Here is a 19,311-nt window from a genome sequence, read left to right on the forward strand (position 1 = left end):
TCAATTGTTAAGAGAGATGGTAAAATATGAGTAACTGATTTCAAAAAAATGAAAGTTTTTTGGACAAGTTCAAACTAGATACGGCTAAAAACAGTGAGGTGGGATTCTGTTTTGATAGAAAATTGGTTACTAGAGTTGCTGTGGGCTGTTGGTCGCTTCTTCATCCATCCACTCTTTTATTTATTTTTTCTTTTAACACTTGCTTATGGTTATTTTCGCGTTAAGCGTGAAAGAAGGTCATTTCATACGAGAGTTCGTGATCTTTATGATGAAATGAAATTTACTTATACAAAGGGAATACTTGCAGGGTTGATATTATCAATTATTTTATTTGCAGTAGGCTTAAGTCTTCCTTTCGGTGCAATTGTACTATGTGCAATAGTAACAGCAGTCATTGGTTTTACGTTTCGATTACGTTGGCTTTCTGCTGCCTTTACAATCGGGTTAACATTCTTCGCTATTTCCATTCTACCAGTGGAAAGTGCTGAGAAATTTGATTCTTTTTTAATTGGCTTATCAGAAACTAGCTTTACATCACTTAGTATTTTGGCTGGATTACTGATTTTAACAGAAGGTGTGCTCATTTTCCGAACAGCGCATCAACACACATCACCATATATAAAAACAAGCACAAGAGGTTTACCAATTGGTACTCATGAATCCAATCGTACGTGGATGCTGCCATTGCTATTTTTGGTTCCAGGCGGAGACTTAACATCTACCTTGTCATGGTGGCCTGTGTTATCCATTGGTGGACAACCCTTTCTTCTCTTGTTTATTCCTTTTTTCCTAGGCTTTCATCAACGAGTGCAGGGTTCAATGCCATTAGAAAGCATTAAAGTAACAGGAAAGCGTGTAGTCTGGTTAGGTGTTATGACCTTAGTAATTGCTGTTAGCAGTATATGGTTCACTCCTGCTGCGTTTATCGGCATGTTTATAGCAATGATTGGGCGTGAGTTTATTACGATTCGTCAGCGTATAAATGATGATTCAGCTGCCTTTTATTTTTCAAAAAGAGATCATGGCTTAATGATTTTAGGCATTCTTCCACAGTCACCCTCAGAAAAGATGGGGTTACAGGTTGGAGAAATGGTAATGAAGGTTAATGGTTATTCAGTTACCTCTGTTGAAGAACTTTATCAGGCATTGCAAAAGAATTCTGCGTTTTGCAAGCTAGAGATTATTGATTTTAACGGAGAAATTCGTTTTGCACAAAGAGCTTTGTATGATGGTGAACATCATGAATTAGGCATACTTTTTGTAGAAGATGATAAGAAATGGGAAACAGAAGCGGTTTAAAAACTGGCATAATAAATAGCAATAAAAATAAGCGCATGGAGAAAATAATTCTCCATGCGCTTATTCTTTGTATCAATCACATCAATTTAACTTTTTTAGCATTCATATTTTTGACAATCAGCTTTTTAAAAAGAATAATATCTTTCTTGTTTTCAAAAAATCTCTTTGGTATAAGCTTTATTTTTAGAAATGTAGAGGCGGAACATTTCATAGTGTTCATGTGCGACTAAAATGTCATTCCAATCCAAGGAAGAGTTTGATCTTCTTACATTTTGAGTTATTCCAACGTTATCAAATATATATGTTAATTCGCTTTTTATTAGTTGATCACTACTATATTCTCTACGAATACGGATGCGTAATCCTATTATTAATATTAATGTAAAGAAACCTGCAATTATTAAAGCAATTATGAATGAAATGGGCACTATTAATATCCAATCACCAGAAAAAAGACGAGTACACATATAGGTTAAAACTAATAGTGCAGTAATAAAATAACCTATGACAATCTTCCTTTGATGATACCGATTATGCTTTAGATAATCCTTAAATGTTAAGGTACCCGTGGCAGTTACTTCTATCTGTTTATCTTGTGTCATTTTTCCTCCTTAATTTTAATATAATCAATTATTTTAACATATTATTCCTATGGATCTAAACATTAGGTTAGGTAACTACACTATTTTCCAGTGCAGGATCTTAATATGTAATGCTAGTTGCTCTTAGAATAGATATAATATATTTATATGGTTCTTTTATCTGTATAGGCTTTTTTGAAAGGAGTTTACTATGGGTTTGTTATCTCTTTTTATTACAGCTCTCATAGCTCTAATATTATTAACCACATATATAAAAAGCAGCAAGAAGTCGATTTATTATATGGGTTGGCTTGCTGTCCTTCTCTTTTTCTCTTTATTAATATACAATGGTAAGCAATTAAAAGCAGAGTTCAATAGTTTAGCAAATTCATTAAGTGAACCAGCGTTTTTACAACATATGATGGCTGGTGAAGAAATTATCCTTACTGAAAAGATGTTAGATGTACCTTTAGTATCACAGCTTCCAGAACTACCAAGAGGCTGCGAGGTAACTAGCTTAGCTATGCTCCTCTTATACGAGGGAATTGAAGTAGATAAAATGGAGTTAGCTCAAAATGTGAAAAAGGATCCTACTCCCAAGACTGTTAAAAATGGTGTGATTCACTTTGGTAACCCTCACTATGGCTTTGTTGGAGATATGTATACCTTTAACAACCCTGGTTATGGAGTTTATCACGAGCCAATTGAGGAGCTTGCTGAAAAGTATGTTCCAAATAAAGTGGTTAATTTGTCAGGATATGATTTTGAAGAAGTCATTCAGCATATTAATGCGGGTTCACCTGTATGGGTAATTGCAAATACCATGTTTAAAACTCTACCAGAAACATTTTTTGAAACGTGGGAAACACCACAAGGGAAAATTAAGATAACCTATAAAGAGCATTCAGTTGTTGTAACAGGTTATGATGAACAATTTATTTATTTTAATGATCCTTTAGCAAATGAGAAAGATCGAAAAATACCGAAAGAAAACTTTATAGCTGCTTGGGAACAGATGGGGAAACAGGCGATTGCTATTAAACATTAATTGAAAGTAACGTATGGTCGCTATTTTTGGGTAGCAGAAACAAATTTGTTTATAAATGTTAAAAAAGCGTTTACAAATGGTATTTCTTTCTATATACTAAATTTAACAAGTTAAATCGTGCTGATGAGTGATGGAGAGACAGCCATTTGCAACTAATAAATTATTTATTAGTTGTAAGTGGGCTGTCTTTTTTTACTCTAAATATTTTCTAACTTGTTAAAAATGTAAGCAATGACAAAACAGGGGGGATACTTTATGTCAGCTTTTTTGGGTGAAATTATTGGTACGATGATTCTCATTATTTTTGGGGGAGGCGTTGTTGGAGGGGTAGTTCTTAATAAATCGAAAGCACAGAATTCTGGTTGGATCGTTATTACAATGGGCTGGGGTTTTGCAGTAGCATTTGGGGTATATGCTGTTGGTAGTATTAGTGGTGCTCATTTAAATCCAGCGGTAACAGTAGGTTTTGCATCAATTGGTCAATTTCCATGGGCAGATGTTCCAACATATATCGCAGCTCAAATGATTGGAGCATTTCTGGGTGCAACAATTGTTTGGTTATACTATTATCCACATTGGAAAGCGACTGAAGATAAAGGTGCAAAATTAGCGGTTTTTTCTACAGATCCAGCGATTGCTCATACTCCATCTAATTTTATTAGTGAAGTTTTAGGAACAGCGGTATTAGTTTTTGGACTATTATCAATAGGTGCAAATCAATTTACAGAAGGTTTAAACCCAATCATTGTTGGTTTCTTTATCACAGCTATCGGACTTTCTCTTGGTGGAACAACGGGATATGCAATTAATCCTGCACGTGACTTAGGACCACGAATAGCACACTTTTTACTTCCAATTGCAGGTAAGGGGTCCTCGAATTGGAAATATGCATGGATACCTGTTGTAGGACCTATTGTCGGTGGTGTTTTAGGATCGCAATTTTACCAAGTGTTATTTGTAAATGGCTCTGAAATGGGACTATATATTTTAATAGGTTTATTGGCAATCATTGTTTTAGGGGTAAGATTTACTAGTGGTAGTAAAACAGTAGACATAAATAAAACACCTAACATGAATAAGCAAGCACTGTAATACTTACTTAAATTGGAGGGAATTAATATGGAGAAAAAATACGTTTTATCACTTGATCAAGGAACAACAAGCTCAAGAGCGATTTTATTTAATAAAAATGGGGAAATCGTTGATGTGGCACAAAAAGAATTCACACAGTATTTTCCGAAGCCAGGCTGGGTTGAGCACAATGCTCAAGAAATTTGGAGCTCAATATTGGCTGTTATATCAGAGCTATTAATTAAAACGAATGTTTCTCCAAAAGAGATTGCTAGTATTGGAATTACGAACCAACGTGAAACAGCGGTTGTATGGGATCGTGAAACAGGTCAACCAGTTTATAATGCAATTGTTTGGCAATCGCGACAAACTGCAGAAATTTGTGAAGAATTAAAAGAAAAAGGTTATAACGATTTGTTCCGAAGTAAAACTGGATTATTAATTGATGCATACTTTTCTGGAACAAAAGTGAAATGGATACTTGATCATGTTGATGGAGCAAGACAAAAAGCGAATGAAGGTAAATTACTTTTTGGTACTATTGATACATGGCTAATTTGGAAGCTATCTGGCGGTACAAAGCATGTGACAGATTATACGAATGCCTCTAGAACTTTAATGTATAATATTTATGATTTAGCATGGGATGATGAATTATTAGAGCTATTAACTGTTCCAAGATCAATGTTACCTCAAGTTTGTTCTTCATCTGAGGTCTATGCTGAAACAGTTGATTATCATTTCTTTGGTGAAGCAGTACCAATTGCAGGAGTTGCTGGTGATCAGCAAGCAGCATTATTCGGGCAAGCTTGTTTTGAGAAAGGTATGGCTAAAAACACATATGGTACAGGATGTTTCATGTTAATGAACACTGGTGAAAAAGCTGTTCCTTCAAACCACGGATTATTAACAACAATTGCATGGGGAATTGACGGGAAAGTTGAGTATGCTTTGGAAGGTAGTATTTTTGTAGCCGGATCTGCAGTTCAATGGCTTCGCGATGGTTTAAAAATGGTCGATAGTGCTCCAGAATCAGAAGAATATGCAACAAAAGTTGATTCAACTGATGGAGTATATGTTGTTCCTGCATTTGTAGGGCTAGGAACTCCTTATTGGGACAGTGATGCTAGAGGAGCAATTTTTGGAATTACGCGTGGTACTTCAAAAGAGCATTTTATTCGTGCAACCCTTGAATCACTTGCTTATCAAACGAAGGATGTTTTAACAGCAATGGAAGCAGACTCAGGCATAGAGCTGAAAAAGTTACGTGTTGATGGTGGAGCAGTTAAAAATAATTTCTTAATGAATTTCCAAAGTGATGTTTTAAATGTTCCTGTTGAGCGCCCTGTTGTGAATGAGACAACAGCTTTAGGAGCAGCATATTTAGCTGGTCTTGCAGTTGGTTTCTGGGGTAGCCGAGAGGAAATTATGAATCAATGGAGTGTTGATCAATCCTTTGAGCCGACAATGGCTGAAGAACAAAGAACCGCTCTATATGATGGTTGGCAACAAGCAGTAGAAGCAACTATGGGCTTTAAGCCAAATAAAAAGGTGAAAACAGAAGAGAAAGTTTAAACATATATTAATAAAGTTTATACATGTTAATAGATTAGGTCTGAGATAAATGAGGGGACCACAACAAAGCTGAAGTTTAAAACAGCTTATGTTGTGGTCCTTATTTTTGCTGTAAACCAGATAGTTTTTCTTTACTTTAATAGATAGAGAATAAATTGTAAAAGAGCCTATTGCGAAAAGTGTTTAACGATATTTATTGCAATACTCATATTAGTTAATATATGTTAAAAGTATAGTATTATATAGAGATAATAGAATAAGGGATTTGAGGGGATAAAATGGATTTTAATGGACAGAAGATTTTGCCTGCAATAAAGACAATGAAGGACTTTGAAATAATTTTGAAAAGTGATATTGAGTACATTGTTATGCTAGAAGTCCATATTGCACAAGTGGAGAACATCATGAAATATGCTCATAAACATGACAAAAAGGTATTATTGCATGCTGACTTGATACAAGGTCTAAAAAATGATGAATATTCCGCTGAGTATCTCTGTCAAAAAATCAAGCCTGATGGTCTTATTTCAACAAGAGGTAGTGTTTTAAAAACCGCAAATAAAAACAACGTTTTATCAATACAGCGACTTTTTTTGCTAGACACAATAGCACTAGAAACTGGATATAAATTAATTCAAAAGGTTCAACCTAAATTTATTGAAGTACTACCAGGATGTGTTCCTCATCTTATAGAAAGAATAAGTAAAGAAACTGGACTGCCAATCATTGCGGGAGGACTTATAACAAATCCTAATGAAGTCGAGAGTGTCCTTTCAGCAGGTGCGAAAGCTATCACAACATCTCGAAAGGAATTGTGGAAATTATAAAAGGCTTTTTTCTGAAAGATTGTTGCCAATTGCCCTAATTTTGCAGTTGAAACATTGTTTTATTACATAATAGGTACTAATCAATGAAGAAAAGATGCCACTATGCTTGATACAGAGCTGTTTACTAGGAGTTGCTAAAGCAACAAAGTTTATGAAAACAGCCTTATAAAAAGAGGTTAGGACAAATGTATTTTATCAAAATAGAAACCGAATAATGGGAGTAGGTGAAGTTACGCCGCTCCTTAAAATATACTTCGCTTTCCGCGGGAAGATGGCAAGCCGCTTCGTACTACGCACTGTGGGGACTTGCAGTTGCTTTTCATCCCGCATTAGTCAACGTATATTTCATCCGCTAAGCTATTACTTTGTTCGGAATTTTTGTTAATTACTTAAGTTGTGTCCCAGCCCCAATTAATAATCCTTATTCTGAGACGGAGTATTCTTTTGACCGATCACTTTATCATAACCAACTTGAAAACCATACATTAATAGTGACTTTATCAAGAATGATAAAGAAAGTTGAAATTTTGTAATCTTAACAAGTGATGCATAGCCCATTTTTTTAAACCAATCAAGAATGAAATAAGTAAAGAAAGAATCAACAATAGTATTTATTAACATGTACAAATTGAATTTTCCATATGTGAATTTTAAAATCCAAAATGATCCAACAATGAATGGTCCGAGTATTAAAGGGAGTTCTCCTATAACATTAGGTTTTACATGGAAAGGAAACCACCACCATTTTTTCTTCTCCGCAAAATAGCCTTCAGCTGTTAAAATTAAACTCATGAATAATACGCTTGGTAAAAATCTTATCAATGTTTTTTTCTTTAAAAATGGGATGGATAGCCATGGTAAGAGAGTCATTAAGATCATGAAAACTTTTGAATTCTTCATTGGTAAACCACCTTTGCAATTTTCTGTATACGTTAAATATCCCCAATTTCATAAAGTTTATGTGTTTTCTAAAGAATAATTCATTTCTTGTCAAACTGCTTCTAAGTTCCTTTAAGGTGGCGGTTTTGAACGATACCGACCTGATATTTACTAATTAGACTTCAGCTTGTCGAATAGCCAATATTTCAATAGAATCAAGTACATCTTCAAATAAAAGCGCATGCCCTAGTTGGTCCTCTAACCATAAATTCGTTAGTGGGACAGGTTCTTTTCCTTGAACTAAATAACTTAAAATCCGTAAATTTACTTGATTTTCCGCTAATCTTATACGTACGAGGTAATATGCCAAGTAATTAAGGTGGCTCTATTCTGAAAGATTGTTGCTATGTATTAAAAAATATGAAGTAGAAAGAGTGTTTTTTGCATATAGGGTACCATTTTTTCAAGAAGAGAAGCCACTAGACTTTTTTCTGAGCTGTTTTCATCTTGCATTTAAAAGCAACAATATTTGTGAAACAGCCTTATTGAACTAAATAAATTAATCTTAAAACTGTATATTACAATCGAGAGAATGTCGAAATTTGTCTTTTGGAGATAAGAATAATGTCTCATTGAATAGTTTATCACGTCATTTGGATAGATAAAGATGCTATTAGGATATAAATGAGTTGGACATTTTCAATGATTGTCATTAATATTGTAAAGAATTATTAATAGAGTTCTAAATTGAAAAGGGGAAGGCATAATAACTAGTTTAACACGGTCCTGTTTATTGAACTTTTACTCTTATTGATAAATTCAGAAATTAAGTATTGTTATTTATGATTAACTTGTCCCCTTATAGATATGGTGAAAAAAATCTTCGTCTTAGTAACCTATTCAACAAATAACTAAATGAATAGTAAAAATATAAGTAATTCAGAAAAGATTTGACGAATTCATGAATAGGAATCGAGTCTGGTATTAGTTTATATAACAGCTCTATCAATGGTTTTATGGAGGATAAGGATGGATATGAATGTATTAAAATCTCGTATATTTAGGCGGACTTTTTTCTTCCTATTTATTGCTATTATTTTTTTAATCTGCTTTGTTTATATAGCTTCAAGTATTATTCTTCCACAGATTTCAAAAGACCAGTATAGGGAATTGACTGATTTATCTGTCAACCGTTTAACTGAACATGCAGAGTTGTTAGTAGAGAATGCAAACGCAATATCAAAAAGCAGCAAAGAAAAGAAGGAATTGTTTCAAAACGAACGAAATCAGCTCCAAAAGGAATTAGACATAATTGTTGATACTTCACCTTATTTTGATGGAGGAACAATAACAGATGTTTATGGTGAGGAACTTGTTAGAAGAGATATAATCCTAAAGGACTATTTAGTTGAAAATGATAAAGAGTATGTCATGGACAAAATATTAGGACAAGAAATACATTTCAGTAATGTTCTTGCAAATAGGGTGAATCCGAAACAATCTATTATTTTATTGTCAATACCTTTATATGATGAGAATGAACAAATGCAGAGAGTTATACATTTGTCTATTCATCTTCATAAACAAGGGTTATTTCAATCTGTCTTTAAAGATTTAACCATTGGTAAAGATAGTTATGCTTATATAGTTGATTCAAATGGGAACTTAATTGCTCATCCTAAAAAAGATATGATCGGAATAAATGTTTCCGATAATCCAGCGGTAAGAGCATTATTAGGAGAAAAATCTGGGTATATGGAATTAACCAATCAATTTAATATAGAGATGTATTCCTCCTATAAGTATGTTCCAGGCTTAGAGTGGGGAATAGTTACACAAGTCCCAGCAGAAACAACCTTTTTAGGTGTACAGAAGTTTCATAAAAGTTTATGGGCTATTACAATAATTTTAGTTATTCTCTTAACGTTTTTATCAGTAATTCATACTATAAAGACTATGAACCCTATAAGAAAGTTGCATAATGCAGTTGATCAAGTCGCTAAAGGTAATTTTCAAACATTTATTAAAGATGTAGATTCGAAGGATGAAATTGGGAAAGTATTAAATCGATTCAATGAAATGATACAATCCTTGCATTCAACAAGAACACAATTAAAATCTAAAGAAATGTTCTTACGACAGATTATAGATAAGAGTCCTAATGCTATTTATGTGATGGATAGAGAGGGGCAGTATTTATTGGCAAATGAATCCTTTGCAAAGCTATTAGGTACAACACCTTCTGAAATAATTGGGAAGAAGGAATCTGATTTTAATCCTGATCAAGAAGATGTTGAGCGATCATTTCAGATGAATCGTGAGGTAATTGAAACAAAAAGCGAGAAATTTCTCCCGGAGATTGCTCTTGTAGATACAAAAGGCTCACAACATTGGATGCAAGTAATGAAGATCCCAATAGTTGAAGAAGATGGAACAGCTCAATCTCTCTTATGTTTTGCGACAAATATTACCGACAGAATCTTAAATGAAGAAAAAATAAAATTCCATGCTTCTCATGATAGTCTGACTCAGTTACCAAATCGATATATGTTTAAAAAAGCTTTGACGAAAGAAATTGAAATGGCTAGAGACGATCAAACGATAGTTGCAGTATTGTTTATGGATTTGGATCGATTTAAATATGTGAATGATAATTTTGGTCATATAATGGGAGATAAATTATTACAGGCAGTTACAGTTAGATTAAAAGAAAATCTAGAAAAGTGTGATACAATCTCAAGGTTTGGAGGAGATGAATTTACAATCATCTTACCAAACATTACTGATAAACAACATGTAAGTAGTGTTGCAACAAATTTAATTCAAGAGTTAGCACAACCTTATAATATAGATGGGCATTCCTTTGTAACAACAACCAGTATAGGGATAAGCTTATTTCCACATGATGGTGAAAATGTAGATCATTTAATAAAAAATGCTGATACAGCTATGTATCAGGCGAAAAATCAAGGCAAAAACACCTACCGTCACTTTCATAATGAAATGAATTCAGTCCTATCTAATAAATTCAGGCTTGAAACATACATGCGCGATGCACTAAAACGAGGGGAGTTTGACCTTTACTATCAACCGAAAATGGATACAATAACTGGGAAATTATCTGGTGTTGAAGCATTACTCCGTTGGAATCAACTAGAGCTTGGAATGGTATCGCCAACAGAATTTATTCCAATTGCAGAAGAAAGCGGTATGATTGTACCGATAGGTGAATGGGTTTTAGAGCAAGCATGTTTACAAAATAAAAAATGGCAAGATGAAGGCCTGCCACCTATCAAAGTTTCAGTCAATTTATCTGTATTACAGATAAAACATAGTGATATTCTTAAAAGTGTTCAACAAGTACTAGAGAAAACAGGTTTAAATCCTATATGGCTTGAGCTAGAGATAACTGAAACTGCCGTTATGGAAAATAAAAGATCAATTATACGTACAATAAAACAACTAAAAAAAATAGGTGTTTCTATTGCTATCGATGATTTTGGAACTGGTTATTCTTCCTTAAATTATTTAAAAAGATTTCCAGTGGATACATTAAAGATTGATCGTACATTCATCCAGGGGATTTTAACAGAACAAAATGATACGGTCATAACGACAGCTGTTATATCTATGGCTAAAAACTAGGTTTAAATGTTGTGGCTGAAGGCGTTGAAACAGAAGAACAATTACATTATCTTTGTGATTTACATTGTAATGAGGTTCAGGGCTTTCTCTTAAGTCCTCCAGTGCCAAAAGAGAAAATGGATTTATTATTGAATGAAGAACTTCTGTACTATATGACGAAAACGGTGAGCTAAATAAAAGCTTGTATCTTTATAGATACAAGCTTTTATCATGTTTATAACGAAGAGTTACATAAAATGGAAAAAATAAAAAGGATAAAGCTACTGTCGCTACAAGAATTAGCCTTGCCTCAGATAAACAAGTAATTGGAATAAGTTACATATAGTTCATGAAGAGAGTGTTTAGTAACATTAAAGATATAGTTTATATGTAAATAGTAAAGGGGAAAAAATATGTTCCAAATAGGTGTATCAGATTGTTCTGATCTATATTATTTTTTACTATCTCTGATAATGGCTTTAATTGGTTCATGGATTGCTCAGGATTATATAAGTAAACTAATTTTGTCAAAAGTAAAGTTAAATCTTTTTAATTTGTATTTTTTAGCATCTGGTGCTGGAATTATTATATGGAGTATAACTATTATTGGGTTACTAGGGTATCAGTGTCCCATTATACCTCAGTTTGACATAGTATTAATTGCTACTTCTTTCATTTTTTGGTCAGTTGGAATACTTTTTGTTTTTTACATTAACACATTAGATAATAAATCAAAGACTATATATGTCATTAGTGGACTAATTTTTGCTATAGCCATTACATCTGTTCATTTTATTGGGATTTACTCTATACAACACTTAGGAGAGTTAGAGTTTAATTGGATTTTAGTGATAGTATCTTTTGGGTTTGCTCTAATAACAGCCTTTAGTTCTCTGTTGTATTTTAATAATCAACGATCTCATAAAAAAGGTGAAAAAAGAGGGTTTTATCATAAGTTAGTAAGATCCTTCTTGATAGGATTACCTTTAGTTGCAGTGCAGTATGTTTTATTAGCTGCAACCTCTTTTAACTCTGAAGAAGAATATATTCATTCCATCAATATGGATTACAGTAGAATGGCTTATTATATAGGCTTGGCAACATTATTAATCTTTATAAGTATTATTATTGTAATCTATGTTGATAGAGAAAGAATCATACTAAAAAAGAAACTGGTAGATGAAAAATATCAATCTTTATTCCATTCAAGTCCTTTAATTGTTTTAGAACTAGATAATCAGGGGAAAATAATAGATGTAAATCAAACATTTTTAATGATGACAAGATACACACGAGAAGATGTCATCAAACAAGATATTTATGGTTTGTTTTTACCGAAAAACAAAGTACAGCTACAATCAGCAATCCAAGAGGCTTTATCGGAGAACCCTACATTTAAAGAGTTGAGCATAGTTAAAAAAAGTGGAGATCCAATAGATTTGACTGTAACACTTTTACCAATAATTCAAAATTTAGGAATGCCTGGTTTCTACTTAATAGGAAAAGATGTTAGTGAAAAAAATGAGGTAGTTCGCAAACTGAGAAGAGCTGAAGATAACTTAAAAGATATTATAAAAAATCAATTAAGTGTTATTAATAAGTTCAAAAAAGATGGCAGTTGTTATGTTCATACAGTAATTGACGGTCAATTACTGTATAAACTAGGTTTACCACCGAGTACTTTAATTAGTATTAAATTAAATGAATTGCCATTATCTGATGAAATGTATCAATTTCACCTAAAACAATATGATAAAGCGTGGAGTGGTGAAGAAGTTACCTATGAGAGTTATTATAAAAACTTTAATCTACTTAGCTTTTTAAAACCAGTTATTAAAGATGGGAAAACAGTAGAAGTTATCAGTACCATCGTAGATATAACACAACAAAAAATGGTAGAGAAGGAAATGTTAATTGCTAAGGAAGAAGCTGATCAAGCAAGTAGAGCAAAATCGGATTTCCTTTCGAAAATGAACCATGAGCTAAGGACACCTTTAAATGGTGTGTTAGGTTTTACACAGGTGCTAGAAATGGATAAAGATCTAACTGAGGAACAAAGATCTCATGTTAAAGAAATTTTATTTGCAGGACGCCACTTGTCGAACCTTATTAATTCAGTATTAGATCTGTCAAGGAACGATTCTGGTTTGATGCACTTTAAAATGGAGGAAGTATTGATACAACCAATTTTGCAACAAAGTATAAGGATGGTTGAATCTCAAGCAACGGAGTTAAAGGTTAATCTTATTTTGAATGATTTAACAACTAAATCATCAATAGTTTGGGCAGATAGTACAAAGTTAAGGCAATTGTTTATTAACCTATTAGATAATTCAATAAAATATAACAGTAATAACGGAAGTGTTTTTATTAATACGATCGAGGATGAAAAATATGTTTATATTACTATAAAAGATACTGGAATAGGTATAGGTAAGGGGGAGTTGAAAAAGGTATTTGAGCCATTTTATAGAAGTGTAAATATGAGAAATAATATACCAGGAGCTGGAATAGGACTTTCTATAGTAAACCAAATCATACAAGAATTTAATGGCTCTATAAGTTTAACTAGTGAATTAGGTAAAGGTACAAAACTAGACATTAAAATCCCTTTGCTACTATCTGAAGAAGAAAATAAGGAACATAGTGAAATGAAAGCAATAAATTATCACTTAAATATACCTTTCTCAAAAATTTTATATATTGAGGATAATAATATGAACCGTTCACTTATTGAGAATTTATTCAGAAATGAACATGAGAAAATAATGATCTTATATGCTAAAACAGGAAGAGAAGGTTTGGAATTATTAAATAAAGAGGATATAGATTTAATTCTTCTTGATGTTAGTCTTTCTGACATGAACGGATTAGAGATTATTGACATATTAAGAGGAAAAGAGAAAAATCAAGTACCTATTATAGTTGTTAGTGCCAATGCATCTTCAGATGATATAGAGAAAGCATTGTCAGTAGGATGTTCCGAATATATAACAAAACCAATAGATGTAGGATTACTTTTCAAGCTTTTAAATCAATACCTAAGAAGGTGAAAATCTTAAAATGAGAATAGTTATTGCAGAAGATGATCTCACATCTAGAAAAGTGTTGACTCACTTTATAAGTAAGCTACCATCTTATAAAGTTGTGGGAGAGGCTAAAAATGGAGAGGAACTGATCAGTAAAATAATAACCGAGAAGCCAGATATTGCAATAGTAGACATAGAAATGCCTGTATTAAATGGGATGGAAGCAATTAAGTATTGCAAATCCTTATTTCCAGAATTACAAGTTATCTTTACAACCGGTCATGATTGGTACGCTGTAGAGGCTTTCGGAATAAGTGCTGTAGATTATATAATAAAGCCTATTGAATATGATAGATTTGTTCAAGCGATTGATAAGGTTTCCAGGGTTCGAGTAGAGAAGTCAAAAGAAGAAGTCTTTTCTAAAAATAATGAAAAAAAGTTAGTTCTACAACATTATAGTAGCGTGACCATCATTCCACATGATGAGATTATTTTTATTGAGAAATTAGAAAGAAAAACGTTCATTCACACAAGGAATAAAGTCTATCAAAACTCTGAATCATTAACAGATTTATTAGAAAAGTTACCATATGGATTTGTGCAGTCGCATAGATCATATATTGTGAATATTAATCAATTGACAAATATAGAATCCCTTGGTCAAACATATTATGCATATTTTAAGGATTATCTAGAACCAGCAAAAGTATCTAAGCATCAAATAAAAGAGATTCAAAAAATGCTTAACTAAAAAAAGCAGCCATTAAATAGCTGCTTTTTTTCTATGTCTAAATTTGTAACTTTTTGTCTTATTGGATTACTATTGTGGTTAAAAGGATAAAGAGTATGTCTATATAAACACTTACATGTCCTTAATGTAATTGGACATTTGTGTCAGTTATTCATATGATTTACATAGAATTATGATTTAGGACTTTGGTAGTGTGAGGGGGGAATGAAAATTAGCAACAATACGTTTGAACCCTTAGGACTTTCAGGAATACATCATGTATTTCAGCCTCTTTGGACATTAGAAAATTGGAGTTTATCAGGATATGAGTGCTTTTTAAGAAGTAACAGTACCTTAAATCCAGAGGAGATATTTTCCGAAGCAAGAAAGAACGGCTGTCTTTTTCAGCTAGATATCTATAGTTTAAAGAAAGCTATAGAGGAATATGTAAAATTCAGTCAAGTACCTCTATTTATTAATATATTTCCTTCTACAATTTTACATGAAGAATTTCCATTAATTATAAATGACTTACTTAATACGCATCCAAAAGCAGTTGGTAGATTCATTTTAGAATTAAATGAATCTATTGAAGAAGAACAAATTTGGTTGATTCCAGCACTTAAGGAAAAGATAAGTTGGTTACAAGATCAAGGGATAAGCATTGCTATTGATGATGTAGGAAAAGGTGCGGCATCGTTGCAGAAAATGGTTGAATTTCAACCTAGTTTTGTGAAGTTGGATCGATATTTTTCCCAGGGTCTTAGTGAATCTAGAAGAAAACAGAAAATTGTTTCACTACTTTCAGCATACTGCTCAGAAGAGAACATTGCCCTAGTGTTAGAGGGAATAGAAACACCTAGTGATCTTGCATGTGCTAAAGCTCTAAAAATTTCTTTAGGACAAGGATATATTATAGGAAAGCCCACGAGAATATAGGAGTGAATTTCGTGGAGTGAAAAATCAATAGTGATTGGAGGTAACTCTGAAAATTGAGAACTTACAAGCATTGGACAACGAAAGAAGATTTTAAATTACTAACTCTTCGTAATAATGGTAAAAAATATAGAGAGATTGCCATATTATTAAATCGAACTATTGTTAGTGTTGAAAAAAGATATAGAAAAATTAAAAGAGAAAAGATATATGCTTGAAATTTGGGGAATTGTGAAAACAAGTTGAGGAAAGAGGAACGAACAATCCCATTATTAATAAATGGAGGAATCTATAGTGAAATTTAGCAGGACACTGCAATTTAAATTAATAAGTAGCTTGTCACTACTTCTGTTTATACTTATATCAATTAGAACGACATTGGTTGGTTTTGTACATAATTATTTTGAAAATTCACTTATGGTTAATATCATTTCAGCCATAGTCAGCATATTCATCGGAGCCATTATTATTTATTATATAATCAAGATCCTGATTGACAGACCTATAAAAAAACTATTAGCAATTACACATCATTTTAACAACAATGATTATACGCAACGTGTTTCTGTAAAAACTAATGATCAATTTGAAGAGTTGGGTCAAGTATTCAACAATCTTGCAGATACTTTACAAAAACTAATTAAAGAAGTTCAGGAAACGAGCTACCAGGTAGCATCAACTTCACTTGAGCTTTCTGCTACATCAGAAGAAACGACCAGTGCTAGCGAAAATATTTCAAATACAATGACTCAGCAGTTAAGGATCTCAGAGAACCAAGAAAAGCAGGTAGATGCAAGTAAAGAAGCAATTGAGAAATTATCAAATAATATTAGTGATATTTCCCAAAGCACCAAAAGAGTTGAGGAATTGACGAATTCAACTTCAGAAAAGGCGGCAATTGGTGGTAAAGAAATTCAAAACTCCTTACAACAATTAAATACAATCAATACTTCAGTAGGAGATTTATCTAGTTCAATAACAAAATTGGGTGAACACTCTAACCAAATTGGAAATATTATTGAGGTTATTTCTGGAATATCTGATCAAACTAATTTACTTGCTTTAAACGCAGCAATCGAAGCTGCAAGAGCTGGTGAACATGGTAAAGGTTTTGCAGTAGTCGCTGATGAGGTTCGTAAATTAGCAGAGGAATCTTCTATATCTTCCAAAAAAATTGGTGAACTTATTCATGCGATCCAAAATGAAACAAAGATTGTATTAAAGTCAATGGATACATCAACTAATGAAGTTTCATCTGGTATTAAGAAAATATCAACCTTAAATGAAACTTTTAGGACTATACAAGATGCTGTTATCAATCTAGAAACAGAAATTTTAAACGTGTCATCTAAGACATATATAATAGATAAAGATACAGAACATGTAACTAAAGCGGTATCAGATGTTCAAGAAATCTTTAGAGCTTCATTAGAAAGAATAGAAGAAATAACATCTGCAACAGAGGAACAACTGGCTGCATCAGAAGAGGTCTCTTCATCAGCAGAAAATCTATCCAATTTGGCTGACCATTTAAATAATCAACTTTTAAAATTTAAGGTATAAGTATATATTGATATTCTCTGAGTCCATAGACATAGAACCACCTTCAGCAAACGAGGTTGGTTCTTTTTAATTTGTATTACTCTTCTGGAAAGCTATCTAAATCAATTGTATTAACTATATACATACAAGGTGGAATAACGTTTGTAAATAACAAATTTAACTTCCCAAACATGAAATGAAAAAGGATAAAAGTGTATATAACGTTTAAGTAAATAACTGCTTAAAAAGAAAGTCCGATGCCTATTGTAAAAACGAAATAAACAATTAATGAGCTTGATTCAGGTCAAAGACTTAAGAATCTACAACTAATAAAGGAGCAAAAAGTGTCCTTCAGCTTGGGCGAAGTCTGGTGGCTGGGATGATAAAGGGTGAAGGAGTAAACAGTGTTTTTAAATGTTGGATTGATATATTGTATTCGACAAAAACCGGGGCGTGACAGGCACCGCCCCAAAAATGCCACAAAATCAAGGGGTTTCGACAATGTTCGATATTGACAAAGTGGAGGTGTTTCTACCTTAAATTTAGTTTTGTCAACATTGTGTCAGACAAAATCATGTTTAGATTAAATTGTTTCTTTTATGTAATCGCTTTATTATTAAGACAAGAAAGAAACACAATAACAGATAATCTTATAAAGAGGTGACCATAATGGAAACGAAGCAAAATCAGGCAGATTTCCGTGTTAAGATACAACGTTTTGGTAGTTATTTAAGTGGAATGATTATGCCGAATATCGGTGCATTCATTGCATGGGGTATTATTACAGCATTATTCATTCCAACAGGCTGGACTCCTAATGAGACATTAGCAGCATTAGTTGGTCCAATGATTACGTACCTTCTTCCACTATTGATTGGATATACAGGTGGTAAGATGATTTATGATGTACGTGGTGGTGTTGTTGGTGCGACTGCAACAATGGGGGTTATTGTTGGTGCAGACATCCCTATGTTCTTAGGTGCGATGATTATGGGTCCACTTGGTGGGTACTTAATCAAGAAGCTTGATGGTTTATTGAAAGATCGAGTTCGTACTGGTTTTGAAATGTTAGTTAACAACTTTACAGCTGGTATTTTAGGAGCACTATTAACGATAATTGCATTACTAGGAATTGGTCCAGTTGTTGAAGGGTTAAATAAAGTTTTAGCAGCTGCAGTTGAAGGTATTTTCGAAGCTGGTTTGCTTCCTTTAGCAAGTATTTTCATTGAACCAGCAAAAGTTCTTTTCTTAAACAATGCAATTAACCACGGTATTTTAAGTCCAATTGGTATTGAGCAAGCAGCAAGTGCAGGAAAATCAGTATTATTCTTACTAGAATCAAACCCTGGTCCTGGTTTAGGGATTTTATTAGCTTATATGTTCTTTGGAAAAGGATCAGCAAAACAAACAGCACCTGGTGCCGTAGTTATCCACTTCTTAGGTGGTATTCATGAAATTTATTTCCCTTACATTTTAATGAAGCCTATGTTACTTCTTGCAGCAATCGCTGGTGGGATAAGTGGGGTATTCACTTTCACAGTTTTCAATGCAGGTTTAGTAGCAAGTCCATCTCCAGGTAGTATCATTGCGTTACTTGCAATGACTCCAAAAGGTAACTATGTAGGTGTTCTTCTAGGTGTAATTATTGCTGCTGCAGTTTCATTCGCAGTTGCATCATTAATTCTTAAAACAAGCAAGCAATCTGAAGAAGATTTAACAGCTGCTACTGCTAAAATGGAAGCAATGAAAGGTAAGAAAAGCTCTGTAAGTGGTAACTTAACAACTGCTGAAAAAACAGTAGAAGCTACTACAACTGAAGAATTTGATTTCGGAAATGTGAAAAAAGTCATCTTCGCATGTGATGCCGGTATGGGTTCAAGTGCAATGGGTGCATCCATCTTAAAAAATAAAGTTAAAAAAGCTGATATTGAAGGAATTGATGTAACAAACACATCAATCAACAACATCCCAGCTGATGCTGATATCGTTATTTCTCACAAAGATTTAACAGATCGAGCACAAGCTAAGCTACCGACTGCTTATCATGTATCAGTGGATAATTTCTTAAATAGTCCAAAATATGATGAAATTGTAAACAAATTAAAATAATTTAGAGTAAAAAGGATGCCACATTAGGTATCCTTTTTATGTTTTGATGGACATGAGCATA

13 protein-coding genes and 1 pseudogene are annotated in these 19,311 nt (G+C 33.0%); 12 read left to right on the forward strand and 2 right to left on the reverse strand.

What is annotated here, in order from left to right; translation table 11 throughout:
* Nucleotides 1-111 precede the first annotated feature (111 nt).
* Complete coding sequence (locus tag FS935_RS08865) at nt 112-1,299, forward strand: PDZ domain-containing protein (protein WP_146947670.1); 1,188 nt, start codon at nt 112-114, stop codon at nt 1,297-1,299.
* 152 nt (nt 1,300-1,451) lie between these two features.
* On the opposite strand, the gene FS935_RS08870 is transcribed toward FS935_RS08865, so the two are convergent.
* Nucleotides 1,452-1,901 carry a hypothetical protein gene (locus FS935_RS08870; RefSeq protein ID WP_146947672.1) on the reverse strand — a complete coding sequence of 150 codons (450 nt, stop codon included), beginning with the start codon at nt 1,899-1,901 and terminating at the stop codon, nt 1,452-1,454.
* Nucleotides 1,902-2,091: 190 nt separating this feature from the next.
* On the opposite strand from FS935_RS08870, the gene FS935_RS08875 reads away from it, so the two are divergent.
* The 4 genes from FS935_RS08875 (at nt 2,092) to FS935_RS08890 (ending at nt 6,401) form a co-directional block, all read left to right on the forward strand.
* The gene (locus FS935_RS08875; RefSeq protein WP_146947674.1) at nt 2,092-2,928 is read left to right on the forward strand and encodes a C39 family peptidase; all 837 of its coding nucleotides are present in this window, start codon (nt 2,092-2,094) and stop codon (nt 2,926-2,928) included.
* A gap of 255 nt (nt 2,929-3,183) precedes the next feature.
* The gene (locus tag FS935_RS08880) at nt 3,184-4,020 is read left to right on the forward strand and encodes an MIP/aquaporin family protein (RefSeq protein ID WP_146947676.1); all 837 of its coding nucleotides are present in this window, start codon (nt 3,184-3,186) and stop codon (nt 4,018-4,020) included.
* Between the two features lie 27 nt (nt 4,021-4,047).
* Complete coding sequence (gene glpK, locus FS935_RS08885) at nt 4,048-5,574, forward strand: glycerol kinase GlpK (protein ID WP_146947679.1); 1,527 nt, start codon at nt 4,048-4,050, stop codon at nt 5,572-5,574.
* 278 nt (nt 5,575-5,852) lie between these two features.
* Nucleotides 5,853-6,401 (forward strand): glycerol-3-phosphate responsive antiterminator, encoded by a 549-nt coding sequence (locus FS935_RS08890; protein ID WP_146947681.1) that lies wholly within the window; start codon nt 5,853-5,855, stop codon nt 6,399-6,401.
* 411 nt (nt 6,402-6,812) lie between these two features.
* Here the strand turns inward: FS935_RS08890 and FS935_RS08895 are convergent, their stop codons facing one another.
* On the reverse strand, nt 6,813-7,301 hold the full coding sequence (locus FS935_RS08895) for a hypothetical protein (protein ID WP_146947683.1): 489 nt from the start codon (nt 7,299-7,301) through the stop codon (nt 6,813-6,815).
* A gap of 1,014 nt (nt 7,302-8,315) precedes the next feature.
* Here FS935_RS08895 and FS935_RS08905 point away from each other — a divergent pair.
* The 7 genes and pseudogenes from FS935_RS08905 to FS935_RS08935 all read left to right on the forward strand — a co-directional run bounded on the left by FS935_RS08905 (nt 8,316) and on the right by FS935_RS08935 (nt 19,250).
* Nucleotides 8,316-11,098 (forward strand): annotated as a pseudogene (locus FS935_RS08905) (EAL domain-containing protein).
* A 219-nt stretch (nt 11,099-11,317) separates the two neighbouring features.
* Entirely contained in the window at nt 11,318-13,957 is a 2,640-nt protein-coding gene (locus FS935_RS08915) for an ATP-binding protein (protein WP_146947691.1), read from the forward strand.
* Between the two features lie 10 nt (nt 13,958-13,967).
* Nucleotides 13,968-14,684 carry a LytR/AlgR family response regulator transcription factor gene (locus FS935_RS08920; RefSeq protein ID WP_146947694.1) on the forward strand — a complete coding sequence of 239 codons (717 nt, stop codon included), beginning with the start codon at nt 13,968-13,970 and terminating at the stop codon, nt 14,682-14,684.
* A gap of 204 nt (nt 14,685-14,888) precedes the next feature.
* Complete coding sequence (locus FS935_RS08925; protein ID WP_146947696.1) at nt 14,889-15,602, forward strand: EAL domain-containing protein; 714 nt, start codon at nt 14,889-14,891, stop codon at nt 15,600-15,602.
* 53 nt (nt 15,603-15,655) lie between these two features.
* Nucleotides 15,656-15,817 (forward strand): Myb-like DNA-binding domain-containing protein, encoded by a 162-nt coding sequence (locus FS935_RS23405; RefSeq protein ID WP_158638573.1) that lies wholly within the window; start codon nt 15,656-15,658, stop codon nt 15,815-15,817.
* 76 nt (nt 15,818-15,893) lie between these two features.
* On the forward strand, nt 15,894-17,162 hold the full coding sequence (locus tag FS935_RS08930) for a methyl-accepting chemotaxis protein (RefSeq protein WP_158638574.1): 1,269 nt from the start codon (nt 15,894-15,896) through the stop codon (nt 17,160-17,162).
* Between the two features lie 648 nt (nt 17,163-17,810).
* Nucleotides 17,811-19,250: a PTS mannitol transporter subunit IIBC gene (locus tag FS935_RS08935; protein ID WP_146947698.1), complete on the forward strand. Its 1,440-nt coding sequence runs from the start codon at nt 17,811-17,813 to the stop codon at nt 19,248-19,250.
* Nucleotides 19,251-19,311: the final 61 nt, after the last annotated feature.

The sequence above is a fragment of the Metabacillus litoralis genome, from assembly GCF_007994985.1.
In the GTDB taxonomy this organism is placed as follows: Bacteria; Bacillota; Bacilli; order Bacillales; family Bacillaceae; genus Metabacillus; species Metabacillus litoralis.

Coding starts and splice junctions, on each gene's coding strand:
- FS935_RS08870 (WP_146947672.1), bottom strand. CDS start 1,901: ATGACACAAGATAAACAGATAGAAGTAACTGCCACGGGTACCTTAACA.
- FS935_RS08875 (WP_146947674.1), top strand. CDS start 2,092: ATGGGTTTGTTATCTCTTTTTATTACAGCTCTCATAGCTCTAATATTA.
- FS935_RS08880 (WP_146947676.1), top strand. CDS start 3,184: ATGTCAGCTTTTTTGGGTGAAATTATTGGTACGATGATTCTCATTATT.
- glpK (WP_146947679.1), top strand. CDS start 4,048: ATGGAGAAAAAATACGTTTTATCACTTGATCAAGGAACAACAAGCTCA.
- FS935_RS08890 (WP_146947681.1), top strand. CDS start 5,853: ATGGATTTTAATGGACAGAAGATTTTGCCTGCAATAAAGACAATGAAG.
- FS935_RS08895 (WP_146947683.1), bottom strand. CDS start 7,301: ATGAAGAATTCAAAAGTTTTCATGATCTTAATGACTCTCTTACCATGG.
- FS935_RS08915 (WP_146947691.1), top strand. CDS start 11,318: ATGTTCCAAATAGGTGTATCAGATTGTTCTGATCTATATTATTTTTTA.
- FS935_RS08920 (WP_146947694.1), top strand. CDS start 13,968: ATGAGAATAGTTATTGCAGAAGATGATCTCACATCTAGAAAAGTGTTG.
- FS935_RS08925 (WP_146947696.1), top strand. CDS start 14,889: ATGAAAATTAGCAACAATACGTTTGAACCCTTAGGACTTTCAGGAATA.
- FS935_RS08935 (WP_146947698.1), top strand. CDS start 17,811: ATGGAAACGAAGCAAAATCAGGCAGATTTCCGTGTTAAGATACAACGT.